Source organism: Rhodococcus sp. WS1, assembly GCF_003797745.1.
GTDB lineage: Bacteria > Actinomycetota > Actinomycetes > Mycobacteriales > Mycobacteriaceae > Rhodococcus_F > Rhodococcus_F erythropolis.
This window is the reverse complement of sequence record NZ_RKLZ01000001.1, coordinates 1238290-1254877: the sequence shown is the minus strand read 5'-3', so window position 1 is coordinate 1254877 and position 16588 is coordinate 1238290. Positions and strand designations below refer to the sequence as shown.

Annotated in this window: 17 protein-coding genes; 14 read left to right on the top strand and 3 right to left on the bottom strand. The window is 62.1% G+C overall.

Going from position 1 to position 16588, the window contains the following annotated elements; genetic code table 11:
* The first annotated feature begins 83 nt into the window (after positions 1 to 83).
* Complete coding sequence (locus EEB12_RS05800; protein ID WP_021343600.1) at positions 84 to 920, top strand: class I SAM-dependent methyltransferase; 837 nt, start codon at positions 84 to 86, stop codon at positions 918 to 920.
* Positions 920 to 2308: an FAD-binding oxidoreductase gene (locus EEB12_RS05795; protein WP_021343601.1), complete on the top strand. Its 1389-nt coding sequence runs from the start codon at positions 920 to 922 to the stop codon at positions 2306 to 2308. Before EEB12_RS05800 ends, EEB12_RS05795 begins: the two co-directional genes overlap by 1 nt.
* 27 nt (positions 2309 to 2335) lie before the next feature.
* On the opposite strand, the gene EEB12_RS05790 is transcribed toward EEB12_RS05795, so the two are convergent.
* On the bottom strand, positions 2336 to 3535 hold the full coding sequence (locus tag EEB12_RS05790) for a serine/threonine-protein kinase (protein ID WP_020906948.1): 1200 nt from the start codon (positions 3533 to 3535) through the stop codon (positions 2336 to 2338).
* A gap of 227 nt (positions 3536 to 3762) precedes the next feature.
* Here EEB12_RS05790 and EEB12_RS05785 point away from each other — a divergent pair, with 227 nt between their 5' ends.
* From EEB12_RS05785 to EEB12_RS05755, 7 genes are all read left to right on the top strand, one after another.
* Positions 3763 to 4668, top strand: coding sequence for a hypothetical protein (locus EEB12_RS05785; protein ID WP_099697294.1), 906 nt, complete (start codon positions 3763 to 3765; stop codon positions 4666 to 4668).
* Complete coding sequence (locus tag EEB12_RS05780; protein ID WP_141487509.1) at positions 4665 to 6218, top strand: DNA polymerase Y family protein; 1554 nt, start codon at positions 4665 to 4667, stop codon at positions 6216 to 6218. The genes EEB12_RS05785 and EEB12_RS05780 overlap by 4 nt, the downstream gene beginning before the upstream one ends.
* Before the next feature lie 164 nt (positions 6219 to 6382).
* On the top strand, positions 6383 to 7228 hold the full coding sequence (locus tag EEB12_RS05775) for an alpha/beta hydrolase (protein WP_141487508.1): 846 nt from the start codon (positions 6383 to 6385) through the stop codon (positions 7226 to 7228).
* Complete coding sequence (locus EEB12_RS05770) at positions 7215 to 7970, top strand: alpha/beta fold hydrolase (RefSeq protein WP_020906952.1); 756 nt, start codon at positions 7215 to 7217, stop codon at positions 7968 to 7970. The genes EEB12_RS05775 and EEB12_RS05770 overlap by 14 nt, the downstream gene beginning before the upstream one ends.
* A gap of 67 nt (positions 7971 to 8037) precedes the next feature.
* Complete coding sequence (locus tag EEB12_RS05765) at positions 8038 to 8379, top strand: DUF6292 family protein (protein WP_020906953.1); 342 nt, start codon at positions 8038 to 8040, stop codon at positions 8377 to 8379.
* A 45-nt stretch (positions 8380 to 8424) separates the two neighbouring features.
* Positions 8425 to 10062: a sulfatase-like hydrolase/transferase gene (locus EEB12_RS05760; protein ID WP_141487507.1), complete on the top strand. Its 1638-nt coding sequence runs from the start codon at positions 8425 to 8427 to the stop codon at positions 10060 to 10062.
* Positions 10063 to 10149: 87 nt separating this feature from the next.
* Positions 10150 to 11106 (top strand): R2-like ligand-binding oxidase, encoded by a 957-nt coding sequence (locus EEB12_RS05755; protein WP_019747614.1) that lies wholly within the window; start codon positions 10150 to 10152, stop codon positions 11104 to 11106.
* Between the two features lie 9 nt (positions 11107 to 11115).
* Here EEB12_RS05755 and EEB12_RS05750 read toward each other — a convergent pair whose 3' ends face one another.
* A complete protein-coding gene (locus tag EEB12_RS05750) occupies positions 11116 to 11754 on the bottom strand; it encodes an HD domain-containing protein (protein WP_019747615.1) in 639 nt (212 codons plus the stop codon).
* Positions 11755 to 11880: 126 nt separating this feature from the next.
* Between EEB12_RS05750 and EEB12_RS05745 the strand changes: the two genes are divergently transcribed.
* A complete protein-coding gene (locus EEB12_RS05745; RefSeq protein ID WP_024487375.1) occupies positions 11881 to 12837 on the top strand; it encodes a GlxA family transcriptional regulator in 957 nt (318 codons plus the stop codon).
* On the opposite strand, the gene EEB12_RS05740 is transcribed toward EEB12_RS05745, so the two are convergent.
* Complete coding sequence (locus EEB12_RS05740; protein ID WP_019747617.1) at positions 12834 to 13667, bottom strand: alpha/beta hydrolase; 834 nt, start codon at positions 13665 to 13667, stop codon at positions 12834 to 12836. The genes EEB12_RS05745 and EEB12_RS05740 overlap by 4 nt on opposite strands.
* A gap of 127 nt (positions 13668 to 13794) precedes the next feature.
* Between EEB12_RS05740 and EEB12_RS05735 the strand changes: the two genes are divergently transcribed.
* From EEB12_RS05735 to EEB12_RS05715, 4 genes are all read left to right on the top strand, one after another.
* Positions 13795 to 14298, top strand: a complete 504-nt coding sequence (locus tag EEB12_RS05735) for a hypothetical protein (RefSeq protein WP_141487506.1) — start codon at positions 13795 to 13797, stop codon at positions 14296 to 14298.
* Between the two features lie 9 nt (positions 14299 to 14307).
* Positions 14308 to 14880, top strand: a complete 573-nt coding sequence (locus EEB12_RS05730; protein ID WP_070796130.1) for a YdeI/OmpD-associated family protein — start codon at positions 14308 to 14310, stop codon at positions 14878 to 14880.
* 30 nt (positions 14881 to 14910) lie between these two features.
* A complete protein-coding gene (locus EEB12_RS05725; RefSeq protein WP_372436777.1) occupies positions 14911 to 15813 on the top strand; it encodes a sucrase ferredoxin in 903 nt (300 codons plus the stop codon).
* 184 nt (positions 15814 to 15997) lie between these two features.
* The gene (locus EEB12_RS05715; protein ID WP_021332472.1) at positions 15998 to 16579 is read left to right on the top strand and encodes a GNAT family N-acetyltransferase; all 582 of its coding nucleotides are present in this window, start codon (positions 15998 to 16000) and stop codon (positions 16577 to 16579) included.
* The last annotated feature ends 9 nt before the right edge of the window (positions 16580 to 16588 follow it).

Genomic DNA, 16588 nt, shown 5'->3' with positions numbered 1-16588 from the left:
TAGCGTCGAAGTAACGGCATGAATGTTGTCGGGCTCCGAGGTTGTTGGGCTCCGAGTACCAAAAATATTGAAGGAGAACGGTAATGAGTGAATCGACGGAAACGCTCGGGCTGGATCGTGAGCTGAAGGCCAAGCATCGGGCCATGTGGGGTCTCGGTAACTATCCGGCGGTGGCCACGCAGGTCATTGCGGAACTCGGGCCGGTACTGGTCGGCGAGTGCGGTGTGCAGAAGGGTGACCGCGTGCTGGACGTCGCGGCGGGGTCCGGCAATGCCGCCATTCCGGCGGCCGCGCTGGGTGCGCAGGTGATTGCCACTGACCTGGCTCCCGAATTGTTCGTAGCGGGTAAGGAGGCCGCTTCCCTCGCCGGAGTCGAATTGGACTGGCAGGAGGCCGATGCCGAGGCTCTTCCTTTCAGTGACAACGAGTTCGACGTGGTGCTTTCGTGCGTCGGTGTGATGTTCGCACCGCATCATCAGCGCGCCGCGGACGAACTTGTGCGAGTGTGCCGACCCGGCGGAAAGATCGGAGTGCTGAGTTGGACTCCGACGGGATTCATCGGCGAGATGTTCAAAACGATGAAGCCGTACGCACCGCCGCCGCCTCCTGGTTCGCAGCCGGCGCCTTTGTGGGGCGATGAGAACCATGTTCGTGATCTGCTCGGCGATGTGGCCACGAGGAAAGACGTACTTCGTGTGGACACATTCAGCGGGCCGGAAGAGTTCCGTGATTTTTTCAAGAAGAATTACGGGCCGACCATCGCGGTGTACCGGAACATCGCCGGCGATCCTGACCGAACGCAGGCGCTGGACCGCGATCTGCTCGAATTGGCGGAAAGGTACGGCAGCGGAAGCGAACCGTTCACGATGGAGTGGGAGTACCTGCTGGTCACCGTGACGCCCGGTGGGGGAGGTGCGTGATGACGACGGTCGAGTTCGCGCCACTGAAATCGGCGATCACAGGTTCTGTGTTCGGCCCCCGAGATCCGGAGTACGACGACGCCAGATCGATCTGGAACGGGCAGATCGATCATCGTCCGGCGGTGATCGCCAGGTGCCGGTCGGCGTCGGATGTGGCTGTGGCACTTGCATTTGCCAGAGCCCATTCGTTGGAGGTTTCGGTCAGAGGTGGCGGGCATTCCTACCGAGGCACATCGGTGTGTGAAGGCGGCGTGATGATCGATCTCAGTGCGATCAACGTAGTCAGCGTCGCCCCGTCAGCAAAGCGAGCCAGGGTCGGTGGTGGTGCGACGATCGCCGACCTCGACAAGGCGACGCAGGAACACGGGTTGGCGGTGACCGGCGGAGTGATCAGTGATACCGGCGTCGGTGGCCTGACACTCGGTGGTGGCATGGGGTGGTTGACCCGCACGCTCGGCCTGGCGATCGACAATCTGGTGTCGGCAGAGGTGGTGCTCGCCGACGGTTCGATCGTTCGAGCCTCCGAGAACGATCACAGCGACTTGTTCTGGGCACTGCGCGGTGGCGGCGGAAATTTCGGAGTGGTCACAGAGTTCGAGTACCGTCTGAGCGAGATCGGTCCGGAAGTGCATCTGGGACTGTTCTTCTGGGGGATGGAGGACGGACCCGCGGCGCTTCGTCTGTGCCGCGAGGTAGTGCCTGCCCTGCCGAGAAATGCGGGCGCGATGGTTGCCGTCAGTTTGTCCGCGCCGCCGGCGCCGTTTGTCCCGGATCAATTTCACCTTCTGCCCGGATACGCGTTGCTGGTAGCCGGTTTCGGATCGGAAGTAGAACACTCGAACGCGATTGCGCCGATTCGAGAGGGCTTGCCGACGCTTTTCGAGTTCGTCACTCCGATCCCGTACATCGGCTTGCAGTCGATGCTCGACGAATCGGAACCGTGGGGTGCGTACGCCTATGAGAAGGCTTTGGACCTGGTGGATTTCTCCGACGACGTGATCGATGTTCTGACCGAACAAGCGGGCAAGAAATCGTCGCCGATGTCCTTCATGCCGATCTTTCCGCTGCAGGGAGCTTTCACTTCCGTCGGCGAGGACGACACAGCGTTCGGTGGTTCTCGCACACCGCATTACGTGTGCAATATGACGGCGACGGCCACCGATGCCGGGACGCTGGAATTGGATCGATCGTGGGTGCGTGAGACCTGGGAAGCCTTGCGTCCGTTCTCGTCCAACCAAGGCGGGTACGTCAACTTCATGACCGACGTCGACGAGGACCGAGTGCGAGCTTCCTACGGCGCGGGGAAGTACGCGCGGTTGTCCGCAGTCAAGGCGAAGTACGACCCGGACAACGTGTTTCACCTCAATGCAAACATTCTGCCTGCGTGAAGCTCGTGCTCAGACCGTGAACACCAGTCAGGCGGTGAACACCAGGATGACGACGATCAGTGCGGCCAAGACGATGACGGCAACCATGCCGGTCATGGCGAGGGGAGCCCATGCGACTACCTTGTCGCGGGTGCTGGCATCGGCGGGTCCGGTCGGCATCCGCGGCGGCCAGGAGAACATGTCCATCGGACTGGGAACATTTCGCAGTGGCGTGTTCTGTTGCACTGCAGGAAGTCCGGTGACCGTGGAGCCGGTCAGGCGATTGCGGCGGTGTGGGTCGGCGAGTTGTGTGGTGCGGTGAGCCCAGGCCGGCACGGCGCCCTCGGACGAGTAGACGGGAGCGTCGATCAACTGATCGATCGTGCCGCCGCCGGTCGCGGCTGCGGCGAGCGCGTCGCGTGCCTGAGCCATCGTCGGCCGACGGGTCGGGTCCGGCTCGAGGAGCTGAAGGAGAACATCGGTGAGCGGTCCAGACTTGGTGGGTCGGTAGATCTCGGCCTTGGCGACACGATGCAGTAGGGCGATGGCGTCCGAGTCGATGCCGAAGGGCGGTTGGCCCTCGATCACCGTGTAGAGCGTCGACCCGAGTGAGAAGACGTCGCTGGCCTCGGTGGGGTCGTCGCCGCGGGCAACTTCGGGTGCGAAGTACGCGGGAGTGCCGGTGATGACCTCGTCCTGGGTGTCGGACACGTCGCTCTTTGCGCGGGCGATGCCGAAGTCGCTGATCTTGACGGTGCCGAGGGACTTGCCTCGGTCGGCGATCAGGATGTTGCCGGGTTTGATGTCGCGGTGGACGATGCCGGCGGCGTGCGCTTCGGTGAGTGCCGCAGCGATCTGTGCGCCGATCTGCGCGACTTCGAGTGGTGGCAACGTGTCGGCCAGGTTCATGGCCTGGGCGAGGCTGCGGGCCGGGAAGTATTCCATGACCAGCCAGGGTTCGCCGGACTCGATCGCGACGTCGTACATGGCGATGGAGTGGGGATGGGTGAGCTTTGCGGCGTTCCTGCCCTCGCGCAATGTACGTTCGCGGACCTCTTCGGCCGTTTCGGTGTCGAGGCCTTCCGTACTTGTGACCTGTTTCACCGCGACGTCGCGGCTGAGGAGGGTGTCGCGGGCCAGCCAGACGGCGCCCATCCCTCCGTCGCCGATCTTGGAGCGGAGTCGGTACCGCCCCGCCAGCAGGTATTCGGGCCCGATGCCCCTCCCGGTCTGCTCTTGAGCTGTCACATCTCAAGGTTAATGGATTGATGCCACTGTGACGCTCGAGGCTCCTGTGAACTGGGTTTTTGGCTCTGCTTGACGTGTCGGGGGTGACACGGTTTACTGAAAACAGTTCGAAAATATGTTCGAAATTGCTGTTCGTTGGATGCATGTCAGACCCGACTTCCCCGCGGTTTGCCGGCTGGTTATGGATTGCTGCCGAGTGAGTTTTTCCGGTGTTCCGGAGGATGGGGATGACCGAGGTGACCGAGTTGGTAGAGCTGTCGGCAGATGCGGCGGGGTTGTCCCGTCAGGATCGGCTGGCACAGCTCCGCCGACAGATCGCGTCCATTCCCTCGCGAGGCGATACGTCGTTTTCGGGACCGAGTGTTTCCGGGCCCGGTGTTTCTGTGGCTGGTGTTTCCGGGACAAGTGCAGCGGCCTCCGAGAGTGTTGCCGACCGGGACAGGCCGGTCGTGGACCGTGCGCACAAAGCCGGTGTCCTCCCGGTGCCGGAGGGTATCGCCGCATTGTTACCGCAGGGCGGTTTGGTGCGGGGAACCGTGGTGTCCGTCGAGGGTGCAGCGTCCTTGCTTTTGGGATTGGTCGCGTCGGTGACGGCGTCCGGAGGGCATGTTGCAGTCATCGGGCAGCCTCGACTGGGATTGCTGGCGGCGTACGAGATGGGTGCGCAACTGGAACGTCTGGCACTCATTCCGGCGCCTGGGCCGGATCCGGTCGAGATCGCTGCCGTGCTGCTCGACGGTATGGATCTGGTGATTCTGGGATTGGCGGGTGCGTCGGTATCCCCGTCGCGTGCTCGGGCGGTGGTCGCACGTGCTCGGAGCAAGGGCTCGACTCTTGTTGTCACCGAAGGTCACTGGGACGGAGCCGAGGTTCGGTTGGACGCTCGGGTTCATGGCTATGGTGGGTTCGGTCAGGGTCGGGAGTTGGGGCGTGGACGGCTCAGTTCCCTGAGCCTCGCGGTTCGTGCTCGGGGGCGCTCGTTCCAGCCCCGGACCACGCGTCTGGACATCTGCAGTGCAGCCGGGCGGGTCGAGTGGGTACCTTCTCGGCCGGTTGAGGATGTGTCGTCGCAGGTGGTGTCGGAGCAGGTGATGCCGGAGCAGGTGGTGTCGTCGCAGGTGGTGTCACTGTGAGCAGAGTTCTGGCGTTGTGGTGCCCGGACTGGCCGGCGGTGGCAGCGGCAGCGCTTGCCGATCTTCCGGCCACACATCCCGTCGCGGTCACTTCGGGTAATCGGGTGATCGCATGTTCGGCGACGGCTCGTGCGGAGGGAGTGCGACGAGGCCTGCGCCGACGCGAGTCGCAGGCTCGCTGCCCGGAACTGTATGTGGCGATGGCAGATCCGGAACGCGATGCAAGATTGTTCGAGCCGGTGGCCGCGGCCATCGACGCGGTGGCACCGGGCGTCGAGGTACTCCGTCCTGGTTTGTTGGTGCTCAGCGCGCGTGGTGTCAGTCGGTACTTCGGTTCTGAGGAAGCTGCGGCGGAACGATTGGTGGATCAGGCATCTGCTGCGGGTGTCGAGAGTCAGGTGGGGGTGGCAGATCAGCTGTCCACGGCGGTCATTGCCGCGCGCTGGGCAGCGCTGGTGCCGCGGGGGGAGGGGGCACGGTTTCTGGCGCCGCTACCCATGCCGGAGTTGGCGGCCGAACCCAGCCTGTCTGCACCGCATCGCGGGGAGTTGGTGGATCTGCTGCGCAGGCTCGGGATCAGAACCATCGGTGCTTTTGCGGATCTGCCGGCAGTGGACGTCGCTTCGCGTTTCGGTGCCGATGCGGTGCTCGCGCATCGTGCGGCGCGCGGTGAACCCGAACGGCCACCGTCGGCGCGGACACTTCCGCCGGACCTGGAGGTGGAGCAGCATTACGATCCGTCGATCGAGCGGGTGGATGCCGCAGCGTTTGCCGGGCGCGCCTTGGCGAGTCTCCTGCACGACAAGTTGTCTGCTGCCGCGGTGGCGTGCACCCGTCTGTCGATTTCGGCCAGCACGGGTAACGGTGAAAATCTTTCTCGGACTTGGCGTTGCGCCGAACCTCTGACGCCGGAGGGAACGGCCGATCGAGTGCGATGGCAACTGGATGGCTGGCTCACCGGGCGCAGTGAGACCCGGCCAACCGCAGGCATAGCTGTGTTGCGTCTGGAACCGGTGGAGGTGGTCAGTGCCGGCGCTTTGCAGTTGGGGCTGTGGGGCGGTGTCGGCGACGAGGAGGAGCGAGCCAGGCGAGCATTGGTGCGCGTGCAGGGTCTTCTGGGTGGCGAATCGGTTCAGGTCGGTGTCCTGAGCGGAGGTCGAGGGCCCTTGGAGCGAATTACCTTGTTGCCCTTGGGTGACGAGCGGGTAGCTACCCATGATCCGACAGCCCCGTGGCCGGGCCGTCTGCCACAACCGTCTCCGGGGTCGATCTTCGTCGACAATCCCAAGGTGTGGCTGGGGGATGTGGCCGGTAACGCCGTGTACGTCACTGAGCGCGGTGTCTTCAGTTCGCAGCCGGGAAGGCTGAAGTGGGGGAGCAAGGAATGGGCAGTGAAGGGGTGGGCCGGGCCCTGGCCGGTTGACGAGCGATGGTGGGACGCTGCCTCGGCACGCACGGCGGCGCGGGCTCAGGTTCTGTTGGAGGAATCGCGTGCGCTGCTGATGATCTGTGAAGGCGGTGGATGGTCGGTGGAGGGTGTGTACGAATGAGCTCGCAGGTATAGCCAGCTGTACCCGCCTGGTCGAGTCGACTGTACGAACAGTAGGGGCGTTGGCACCATCGTCATGCCGTCGCTCGGCTCCTAGCGTTGATGACATTCAAAAAGTAACCGTTGCAATGATTCTCACCGTTGCAACTCTTTACGAGGAGTGTCATGGCAACGGCGGGTCGACCTGAAGTTTCCGGAACCGATCGACTTCACTACGAGCAGACGGAGCTGCACGACGCACAACTTCTGGCGTACGACGAGTCTGGCGAAGGCCGGATCGTGGAGGTGTTCGGCGATGTCGCCACAGCCGAGCACATCGTCATCTTCGTGCCTGGCAACGACAACGGATTGGGAAACTACTTCGACGAGAACCGTCCGACCGGACCACGAGCGAGCGGATGGACACTGGGAAGAATGCTCCGAACGCTCGGACCGGACGATCAAGTCGCGGTGATCGTGTGGGTCGGCTATCGGACGCCGTGGGGATTTCTCGAGTCGTTCTCGCGGACACTCGCAGAACGCGGTGCGATCGATCTGGCGCGATTTACACGCATCCTGCCGCATTCGGCGCATGTGACGCTCGTCGGACACAGCTACGGGGCCGTGGTGTGCGGACTCGCCCTCCCGTCGGCGCGAGTAGACGATTGTGTGGTGCTTGGTAGCCCGGGGATGGGGACCAGTTCTCGCGAAGACCTGTGCTTTGCCGGAAATCTCTGGGCCGCGCTGGGGCCGTCGGACTGGATTCGGTATTTCCCACGCGTGAAGATCGGTCGCCTCGGGCACGGCCCGTCTCCAGTTCGGGCGCAGCACGGAGCTGTTGTTTTCGACACCGGTGCCATTCGAGGGCATTGTGGATACTTCGCCGATGCAAGCGAGTCGCTGCGCAACATCGCGAGGATCGGGCTCGGTCGCTACGACGAGGTCACGCGGCCAGGGCAGTTGCCGCCTCGGCTGACAGCTTCAGCAATCCACGAGGACAGGTCTATCCTGGGAACTCGTGAGTGTCGCTAACGTACGAAGTGCCGGCGGGGTCCAGATCAGCTACCGCGATTCCGGCTCGCATCCCAGTGTTGCCGATCTGCCTCCGGTAGTCCTCGTGCACGGAATGGGTGGCGACAGCGGTACCTGGGACAAGTTCGCGCGGACCTTGCGATCACGCAACCGGCGAGTTGTCTCGGTCGATCTTCGCGGCCACGGCCGGAGCGCTCGGGCGTCGTCGTATCTGTTCGACGAGTTCGCCGACGACGTCATGGACGTGTGTGATCATCTCGAACTCGATCAGGTGGATCTCGTCGGCCATTCGCTCGGCGGGCACGCGGCGTCGTTGATCGCGCAGAAACGACCCACCGTGGTGCGGAAGTTGGTCATCGAGGAAGCGCCGTTGCCGCTACGCACAGGTGACGCAGAACAGGTATTCGCGAGGAAATTGCCGAGTGTGCCAGAACTGTGGCATGCAACAACAAGTCTGGTTCGGCACCCGCGAGCTGCGCTCACGTTCGATCGCTCGATGACGCGGTCCGCGCTCGAGCAGTTCCGCCGACCGGATCCGCAGTGGTGGGATCGGTTGCCGCTCATCGAAGCTGACATGTTGTTCCTGCGTGGAGGTCTGGGCGGGATGGTGGATCCCGATCGCCTCGACGCTGTTGCAGCCACCGTCGCGCGCTGCGAATTGGTCTCGTTCCGTACCGGCCACAGTGTCCATCGCGACGGCCATCGCCAATTCGAATCCGTTGTGTTGCCGTTCATTTCCTGAAAGCGCAATACTCGATCAGTTCCGGCAAGAACCCATCCGCTACGCGTGCGGCACCGAATGTACTTCCATGCATACCAACGGCAACGACTGGTCCGCACACGAATACGTCGACGCGGTAGCACGATCCGTTCACGGTGAGACCGTCCGATGGCCGCAGGGACCGAGTATGGATGCGGTGATCGTTCTGCCAGTTCATGCCCGAAACCATCCGGGGAAGAATGCGGTTCTGCTCTGGAATCACGACTTCGGTTGGTCGTGGGGTGTCGAGGAGGCTGACGTGCGAAGGACGATTTCGATTGTCGACCCTCTCGGTATCGGCCGGACACCGGATCCGCTGCGCTGCGCGGATCGAGTCATCGAACTGATCAGCGCCGAGGCAGTTTGCTCGCGCATGTGTAGCGAACACTGATTCGGTCAACTCTGGGGCCACAACGCCTCCGAGAGGACGACGCCCGTGAACCCAGAGAACGTTCCTGCATCGCACTGTCATTCATTGCCGCGCCGGACGTTCCTCGGTGGCGTCGGTGCTCTTGTCCTCGCCGGAGTGGCAGACGTGGCAACCGGCGCGGCGAGCGCGGCGCCGACGAAAGCATCGCCCGCCGATCGGTTTCCGCAGAAACCCAACATCGTTGTCATCATCACCGATCAGGAGCGCCGGCCGATGTATTGGCCGCAGGGCTGGGCTGATCAGAATCTGCCCAACCGCAAGAGGATTGCCGATCACGGGCTGACGTTCGACCAGGCAGTGTGCAATACCGCGATGTGCTCGCCCAGTCGTAGTACGTTCTTCACCGGCCTCTTTCCCGCGCAGCACGGGGTCACCAGAACCCTCACCGAAGGCGGCACTGTCTCACCCACCGAGCCACAGTTACAAGTCTCCGAGCAGAACATGGCAAAGCTGCTGGCGTCGGCCGGCTACAACGTTCAGTACCGGGGGAAGTGGCATCTGAGCAAAGGCGTCGAGGGTGGTGATCCGACAAGTGACGATGTAGCGGGATTCGGCTTCGAAGGGTGGATTCCCCCCGACGCGGGTCAGGACACCAATCCTGACCACTTCGGTGGCGGGTGCGCCGACCATGATCGCCGTGTTGCCGAGGAGGCAGTCGATTTCCTCTCCGGATCTGCGGTCGCATCCGGGCAGCCTTGGGCGCTCATCGTCTCGTTCGTGAACCCACACGACGTCCTCGCGTACCCCCAGACCTGGAATGCGATGAACGGAACGTGCGACAACTATGGATCGGACGCGCCAGGTGCCTTCGAGCAGGGGATCGACTTGCCGCCCACTTTCGACGAGATCCTGGCACTCAATCACAAACCGACAGCGCAGGTTCAGTCGGAATTGCTACTCGCAGCCGGGCTCGGGCCGCTGCTCGGGCCTGATCAGGCACGCAACTACATCAACTTCTACGCCTACATGCACAAGGTGGTCGACGAACACATCGGCAGCGTGCTCGACGCGATCGAAGCCACCCCGCAGATGCTCGACGACACGGTGATCGTACGGATGTCCGATCACGGAGAGATGGGGATGAGCCACGGAGGTTTGCGGCAGAAGGTGTTCAACGCCTACGAGGAAACGCTGCGCGTTCCACTGGTCATCAGCAACCCCCTGCTGTTTCCCGAACCCGTTCGCACAGACGCCTTGGCGTCGTTGATCGACGTGATGCCCACTCTCGCCACTCTCGCCCAAGCGCCAGCGCGTGAATCGTGGAACTTCTCGGGTACCGATCTGACACCGGTCATCATCGACGCTGCCGCCTACCCCCACGGTCCCAGCGCGCAGGTTCAGGACACGATTCTGTTCACCTACGACGATCAGAATTGTGCGACGCCCGACGGTCAGAACATCGTCACGCAGCCCAATCACATCCGCTGCATCCGGGAGAGCCGGTGGAAGTACACGATGTACTTCGATCCTGCGGGAGTTGCTGCGCCGCAATACGAACTCTACGACTTACAAGCCGACCCCTTGGAACTGAACAATCTAGCCAATCCGCTCAATATCGGCTCGTATCGGCCGGATCTGGCGGCTCAGATGAACGCCAAGCTCTTCGCAGTGATGGAGACCAAGGGCGTTTCTCTGAAGGAATAGATCGAATTTCGCCAAAACTGATTCACGTTTCAGTTCTGCGGGCATGCTGATGGGGCATCTGTCTTCGGTTCGGGAAGAAGGAATGTCATGACTGTCACCTCGCCGGGGCGAGAAGGTTTCAGTACTCTTCGGTCGGGAGGGTTGAACTGGGATTCGTTCCCACTCCGATTGTTCACCAAGGGAAATGCCAAATTCTGGAACCCAACCGACCTCGATTTTTCCCAGGACGCTCGTGACTGGCAGGAGCTGACCAGCGAGCAGCAGCGCAGCGCCACCTTCCTGTGCGCGCAGTTCATTGCCGGTGAAGAAGCCGTCACCGAAGACATTCAACCGTTCATGAAAGCGATGTCGACTGAGGGGCGATTCGGCGACGAGATGTACTTGACGCAGTTCTGTTTCGAGGAAGCCAAGCACACCCAGGTCTTTCGGCTGTGGATGGACGAAGTGGGATTGACCAGCGATCTGCATTCCTACGTCGCTGACAATCCGTACTACCGGCAACTGTTCTACGAGGAGTTGCCTTCGTCGCTACGCATTCTCGAGACGGATCCGAGTCCGGTCAACCAGGTGCGTGCCAGCGTCACGTACAACCACGTCATCGAGGGCAGTTTGGCGTTGACGGGCTACTACGCCTGGCAGAAAGTCTGTGCGACGCGCGGAATCCTGCCTGGCATGCAGCAATTGGTGCGAAAGATCGGTGACGACGAGCGACGGCACATGGCTTGGGGGACGTTCACCTGCCGAAGGCACGTAGCTGCCGACGATCACAACTGGGACGTCGTCCAGCAGCGGATGGGTGAACTCATGCCCATGGCACTCGGAATGATCAACTGGGTCAACGATCAATTCGAGGTGCAGCCGTTCGGTTTGGACAATCAGGAGTTCCTCGAGTACGCCGCAGACCGTGCGCAGCGCCGACTTTCGGCGATCGAGTCCGCGCGCGGGCGCGACGTCGCCGAGATCGACCTCGACTATTCGCCGGAGACCCTCGAGGAAAAGTTCGGGGCGGAAGATGCCGCTGCGATGAGTGAGGCGGCCAAATGACAGCGAATTCTATTGGGGCCAAGCCGAGTTCTGGATGACCTCGACAAAATCGATGTGCCGAAATCCCGGCACAAAATGTTCGAGTACGTCAGCGTTGACCGTCCCGAATGTACTTTCGGGACGGTGCTTGAAGCCTTCGGTGAAAGCCTTCAAGATCTGATTCTTGAAATCCGGGCGCGGGTGAGCCGCGGTGACGGCGTCAATGTCGGCCTGGTCGAGTTCGCTGTATCCGATTCCGAGTACGTCGGTCTCCACACCCGCTGTCACCAAGGCGATTTCGGGTTCCAATCGGGAGGGGATCTCGGGCGTCGTGTGCAGAGCGATGCCTTCCCACACTGTGCGGATGTCGGTTTCGTCGACTCCGTAGCCGGTGAGGAATCGCCGCGCTTCGTCGGCGCTGTCCAATTCGAAACGTGACGTACTGTCCCGGAATTTCGCGGTGAGCCCCAGGTCGTGGAACATGGCGCCGACGTAGAGCAATTCGGGGTCGGCCTGCAGACCCAGACGCGCTCCTTGAAGCGATCCGAAGAGGAAGACACGTCGCGAGTGGTGAAACAGTAACTCGGACGCCGTATCTCGTACCAGCTCGGTGGCGTCGGCAGCCATCTTCGAATCGGGGATTTTCACACCGGCAATGATCGTGGTCATCGGTACCTGCTCTGCTCGTCGTTGCTGCGAATTTCTCGGTCTATCCCAGTGTCGGTCGAGCACGCCCGCGGGCGCACCCTGATCTCGGCCATACTGTCCACAGATCAGGACGAAGGAGAGCGCATCGTGACCGCAGTGCATCGAGTTGCCGTCCTGGTGTTCGACGGCGTCAAACTGCTCGACGTCGCAGGTCCGAGTGAGGTGTTCGCGGAAGCCAATCGCGGCGGGGCGAACTACGAGTTGGTGATCTGCTCGGTAGGTGGACACGATGTCGACTCGTCGACCGGGATGCGCATTCCGGTCGACCGTGACGTTGTAGATTCCGGTTCTTTCGACACGTTGCTGGTCATGGGTGGAGACGTGTTCCCGTCGACGCCGGTGAGTCCGGAACTGCGCGAGGCAGCAAGCGATCTGGCGGGGCGTTCGGGCCGGGTCGCCTCGATCTGTACCGGGACATTCATTCTTGCGGCGAGTGGATTGCTCGACGGACGCCGCGCAACGACACATTGGCAACACACGGCAACGCTGGCGCGCGCCTATCCACAGATCACGGTGGTTCCTGACGCCATCTTCATTCAGGATGGCGCGGTGTTCTCGTCTGCGGGTGTGACCGCGGGCATCGACCTCGCGCTCGCATTGCTCGAGCGTGATCATGGTGCAGAAATGGCTCGACGCGTCGCACAACTTCTGGTGGTATTTCTCCAGCGTCCAGGCGGACAGTCACAGTTTTCGCCCTCGCTCAGTGGGCCGAGGCCTCGGGTCCCTGCGCTGCGAGAAGTGGTCGACGCCGTCGCGGCCGATCCGGCGGGGGAGTACTCGGTCGAGCAACTGGCTGCCCTGGCGCACCTGAGCCCGCGTCATCTGACGAGGCTCTTTCGCGAAGAATTAGGGACGACGCCGGCCAAATACGTCGAGTTGATCCGTTTCGACTCTGCGAAGGCGCTCCTCGATGCCGGCCACTCGGTGACCGAAGCCGCGCAGTTGGCGGGATTCGGCAGTTCGGAATCCCTACGACGAGCATTTTCGACTCATCTCGGAATCTCGCCCCAGGTGTACCGTCGTCGGTTTCAAGCGTTCGGCTAGGACTGACTTTCGTGCTTGCCTTGTGGCGGGCTCATGCCCTGCTTGTCGAGCCAGGCAAGGCTGTAATCGGCGATCTCACGCCAACCGTGGTCGATGGTCAGCGAGTGACCTCGGTCGCCGAATACCTTGTATTCGTTGATCGTCGGGGCCTTGGCGTACTTCTTGAACGAGCTGTCCGAACTGGCCTTCGGTACTGTGCGATCCTTACCGCCGCCGATCATCAGGAGGGGGCCGCGGCGGGCGTTGAAATCCACTGCAGCGGGGCTGTGGGGCGCGAAGTTGGCGAGTGCTGCCTCGAACAACGGCCGTCCGGGGGCGGGAATTGCATACTGCTCGAACAGGGCGTCGGACTCGTCCTGGGACACGGCGCTGGCGAAGGACTTGTGGAACGATTTTCTGTTGTGTGAGTAGGCCTTCCGGTAGTTGCCGGGGTTGGACAGGACAGGGAACACGCTTCCAAGCTGAACGAGAGGAAGTTTCAACACACCTTTGGGCTGAGCGGGGTCGATGGCAATTGCCGCGGTCGCCAACTTCTGGCCCAGCAGTTTCTGCGCGATCAAACCTCCGAACGAATGCCCGACCACGATCGGTGGTTCGTCGAGATCAGCGATCACCTTGGCGTAGTGGTCCGTCACGTCGTCGATGCCGTGTCCCGCGATGTCCTCCGGGTGTTCGCGCGTCTCACCCACCGTGGACGCATCCCCTGGCCATCCGGGTGCCATCGTGGAGTACCCCTGCGCGTTGAAAACCTGCGCCCAGGGATCCCACGTGGTCGGGTGCATCCAGAGTCCGTGGATGAACAGAACAGTCGGGTTGGACTTGGGCGACATGCGCGCTCCCCGCTATCGGACCGATGATCGATACGGGATGCCCGCTTTTTACAACCTCACGCATATTTTGTGGAGCTTTTCCGTCGGGTCATCCCGTTCTGTTGTTCGAAGATGGCACGATCGTGGCATGGCACCAACCGGCTCCGCGAAGGCGATGGCACTGTGGACCACCGCTTTTGTTGTCTCACAAGCAAACATTGCGCGTTTACTCGGGCCGGTGGCTCCTAAAGTATTGGAAGTGCAGACGGCGTTTTCCGCTCGTCGGTACCTCGAGATCTTGGACTCCATGGATGCGGAGGCCACGGCGCGATTTCGTAGTCACTACTACCCGGACTTCGTACATCCCGCGATCTACGCGATGGCTTTGCGGTCCGCAGGCAAGCGGCTCGGAGAGCGGGTTCCCCTTTCGGCCGCAACTCGGCGTGCGCTTGCCGTAGCGCCGGTGCTGTCGGCGGCGGGCGACTACGTCGAGAACGTGGTCGGCCTCCATTTCCTCGATCATCGCGACAGCATCACCGACTCGAGGGTTCGCGCCGCCTCGACGGTCAGTACTGCCAAATGGGTGCTCGCACTCGGAACTTTCGGATATTTGTCGCAGGGTTTTGTCAGAGTATGGGTATCGCGAAAATGAGGAGCACTGATGGCAGTCGAACTCGGTACCGAATATTTCGCTGACGGAGAAGAGTTCCGTCGATGGCTGTGCGAGAACCACGAGGCGGTCCCCGGGCTTTGGCTGAAAATGGCCAAGAAGACCTCGTCACACAGTTCGATCGACTACGACCAAGCGTTGGACGTTGCCCTGTGCTTCGGCTGGATCGACAGCCTCTCCCGGCGAATCGACGACGATTTTTTCGTGCAGAAGTTTTCGCGTCGCACTGCGCGGAGTCCGTGGTCCAAACGCAACGTCGAGATAGTCGCCCGCCTTGACGCTGCGGGACTTCTCGAGCCATCCGGCATCGCTGAGATAGAGAAGGCCAAGGCCGACGGTCGCTGGGATCGCGCGTACGAGGGAGCAGCCAAGGCCGAGGTCCCGAAGGACTTTCTCGATGCGCTTGCGGAAAACCCGAAGGCTCGCGAGTTCTACGCGACGCTCAATTCCACGAATCGATTCACCATCGCGTACCGACTGCAGGAGGCAAAGCGTCCGGAGACACGCGCCAGGCGGATCGAGAAGTTCGTGAACCAACTCGCGGAGGGCAAGAAGTTCTACTGAGCTGACTGGGATGGCTGATCGACTTTCAACGTGGCTGACACAATAGGGCTCGTGATCGAAGCCGAGACCTGTTCCGCGCTGTCTGCTGTTGACGAACCGTTGGCAGGCAGCGCTGCCGTCGTGCGGGGTTGGGTATGCCTCGAATTCAATGCCGCTTGGGGCCGTGACGTGCTGGACGGTACGGCCTTGGGGGAGGAGCTTGCCGCCGAGCTGAGTCGGCGAGCTGATGCTGCCGACGTACGAATCATGTTCATTCGGCGACCAGGCCGCACCGATCCGCTGACTGATGGGCACACGGTCTTGCTCGCGCGCTCCGATCCGAGCGACTCGTGGTGCGAACGGTTGCGCATCGATTCACCGGCTGATCTGCTCGACATCGATTTCGCGCTACTCGACGGCCCTCCACCAGGATTGGGCGACTCGGTGGACGAGCCAGTCGTCTTGGTTTGTGCGCACGGTAAGCGTGACCAATGCTGCGCTGTGTTCGGCAGGCCGATTGCCGCAGCGCTGATGTCGTCCTTCGGACCCCAGGTGTGGGAGTGTTCGCATACTGGCGGGCACCGATTTGCGCCGTCGATGATCCTGCTGCCGAGCGGCAATACGTACGGCCGTCTGTCCGCTGGTGAGAGTGTCACGGCCGTGGAGGTGGCTTCCCGAGATCAGGTCCATTTGCCAGGCCTGCGTGGACGGAGTTGCTGGTCTCCTGCGGGGCAGGCTTCGGAAATTGCCGTACGACAACAAATCAGCTGCGGAATCGACGATTTGGCTGTCATCGAGCAGGCCAGTGACGGGACATGCGTCGTCGCACAGGTGGACGGACGGCGGTGGATGGTCGAGACGGCGGTCTCCGAACTCGCGCCGCGTCCACCGAGTTGCGGCGCGGCGCCCAAACCGGTCAGGCCAGTTGTCGTCACGTCGATTCGAGAACTGTGATTCCCTCGTCGGTTCCATACGATCAGTCTCGATGAATGCGATCACATGGGCCGGCAGGTGGCGCAGAGGATACGGACTCCATCAGATCCACAGTCTGCTGGCGTGACAAGCGGATTCGGGACTTAGGCAGCGGCGGTTCGGGGGAATAGCGGCACCGTTGCAGGTGCGAAGTAGCATCGCAGCTATGACTGTCGATCTGGTTGCACCTGACGAGGCCTTGTGGGCGTCCTGGTTGGAGTCGCGTGACGAGTGGGGCGGACCGCAGGTGGACCAGCCCGGTTCGGCATTGGGAGTTGCGCAACGTCTAGATCTCGATCTTGCCTCCCGGGATGGATTCGGGCAGTGGGTGCAGGAGTTGTTGGCGCAGCCAGAGGCAGTGCCGGGGCCCGACATTGTCCCGGCAACCAACTGGTGGATCGTTCGAGACGGCAGGTATCTCGGCGCTATCCAGTTGCGGCACAGCTTGAATGAGTTCTTGGCCGATGTCGGTGGTCACATCGGCTATGGGGTCAGGCCGTCGGAACGCCGGAAAGGTTTAGCGTCGGCTGCTCTGCGGGAAGTGCTCACGTATGCAGGCGACCCGGTGGGGCTCAGTCGCGTCCTGATTACCTGCGACGAAACGAACGCGGGTTCACGTAAGGCAATCGAAGGGTGTGGTGGTCTACTCGACAGCGTGCGCCCAGCTGATCAGTTGTCGCGCAACCTCGGTCACACGGGGGATACGCTTCGCTACTGGGCAGTCACGGGCCGGTCAAGCGTCAGTTGACCGATGTCT

Bases quoted from the DNA above. Each gene is read 5' to 3' on its own strand.
- EEB12_RS05800 (WP_021343600.1), top strand. From the start codon at position 84: ATGAGTGAATCGACGGAAACGCTCGGGCTGGATCGTGAGCTGAAGGCC.
- EEB12_RS05795 (WP_021343601.1), top strand. From the start codon at position 920: ATGACGACGGTCGAGTTCGCGCCACTGAAATCGGCGATCACAGGTTCT.
- EEB12_RS05785 (WP_099697294.1), top strand. From the start codon at position 3,763: ATGACCGAGGTGACCGAGTTGGTAGAGCTGTCGGCAGATGCGGCGGGG.
- EEB12_RS05775 (WP_141487508.1), top strand. From the start codon at position 6,383: ATGGCAACGGCGGGTCGACCTGAAGTTTCCGGAACCGATCGACTTCAC.
- EEB12_RS05765 (WP_020906953.1), top strand. From the start codon at position 8,038: ATGCATACCAACGGCAACGACTGGTCCGCACACGAATACGTCGACGCG.
- EEB12_RS05755 (WP_019747614.1), top strand. From the start codon at position 10,150: ATGACTGTCACCTCGCCGGGGCGAGAAGGTTTCAGTACTCTTCGGTCG.
- EEB12_RS05750 (WP_019747615.1), bottom strand. From the start codon at position 11,754: ATGACCACGATCATTGCCGGTGTGAAAATCCCCGATTCGAAGATGGCT.
- EEB12_RS05740 (WP_019747617.1), bottom strand. From the start codon at position 13,667: ATGTCGCCCAAGTCCAACCCGACTGTTCTGTTCATCCACGGACTCTGG.
- EEB12_RS05735 (WP_141487506.1), top strand. From the start codon at position 13,795: ATGGCACCAACCGGCTCCGCGAAGGCGATGGCACTGTGGACCACCGCT.
- EEB12_RS05730 (WP_070796130.1), top strand. From the start codon at position 14,308: ATGGCAGTCGAACTCGGTACCGAATATTTCGCTGACGGAGAAGAGTTC.
- EEB12_RS05715 (WP_021332472.1), top strand. From the start codon at position 15,998: ATGACTGTCGATCTGGTTGCACCTGACGAGGCCTTGTGGGCGTCCTGG.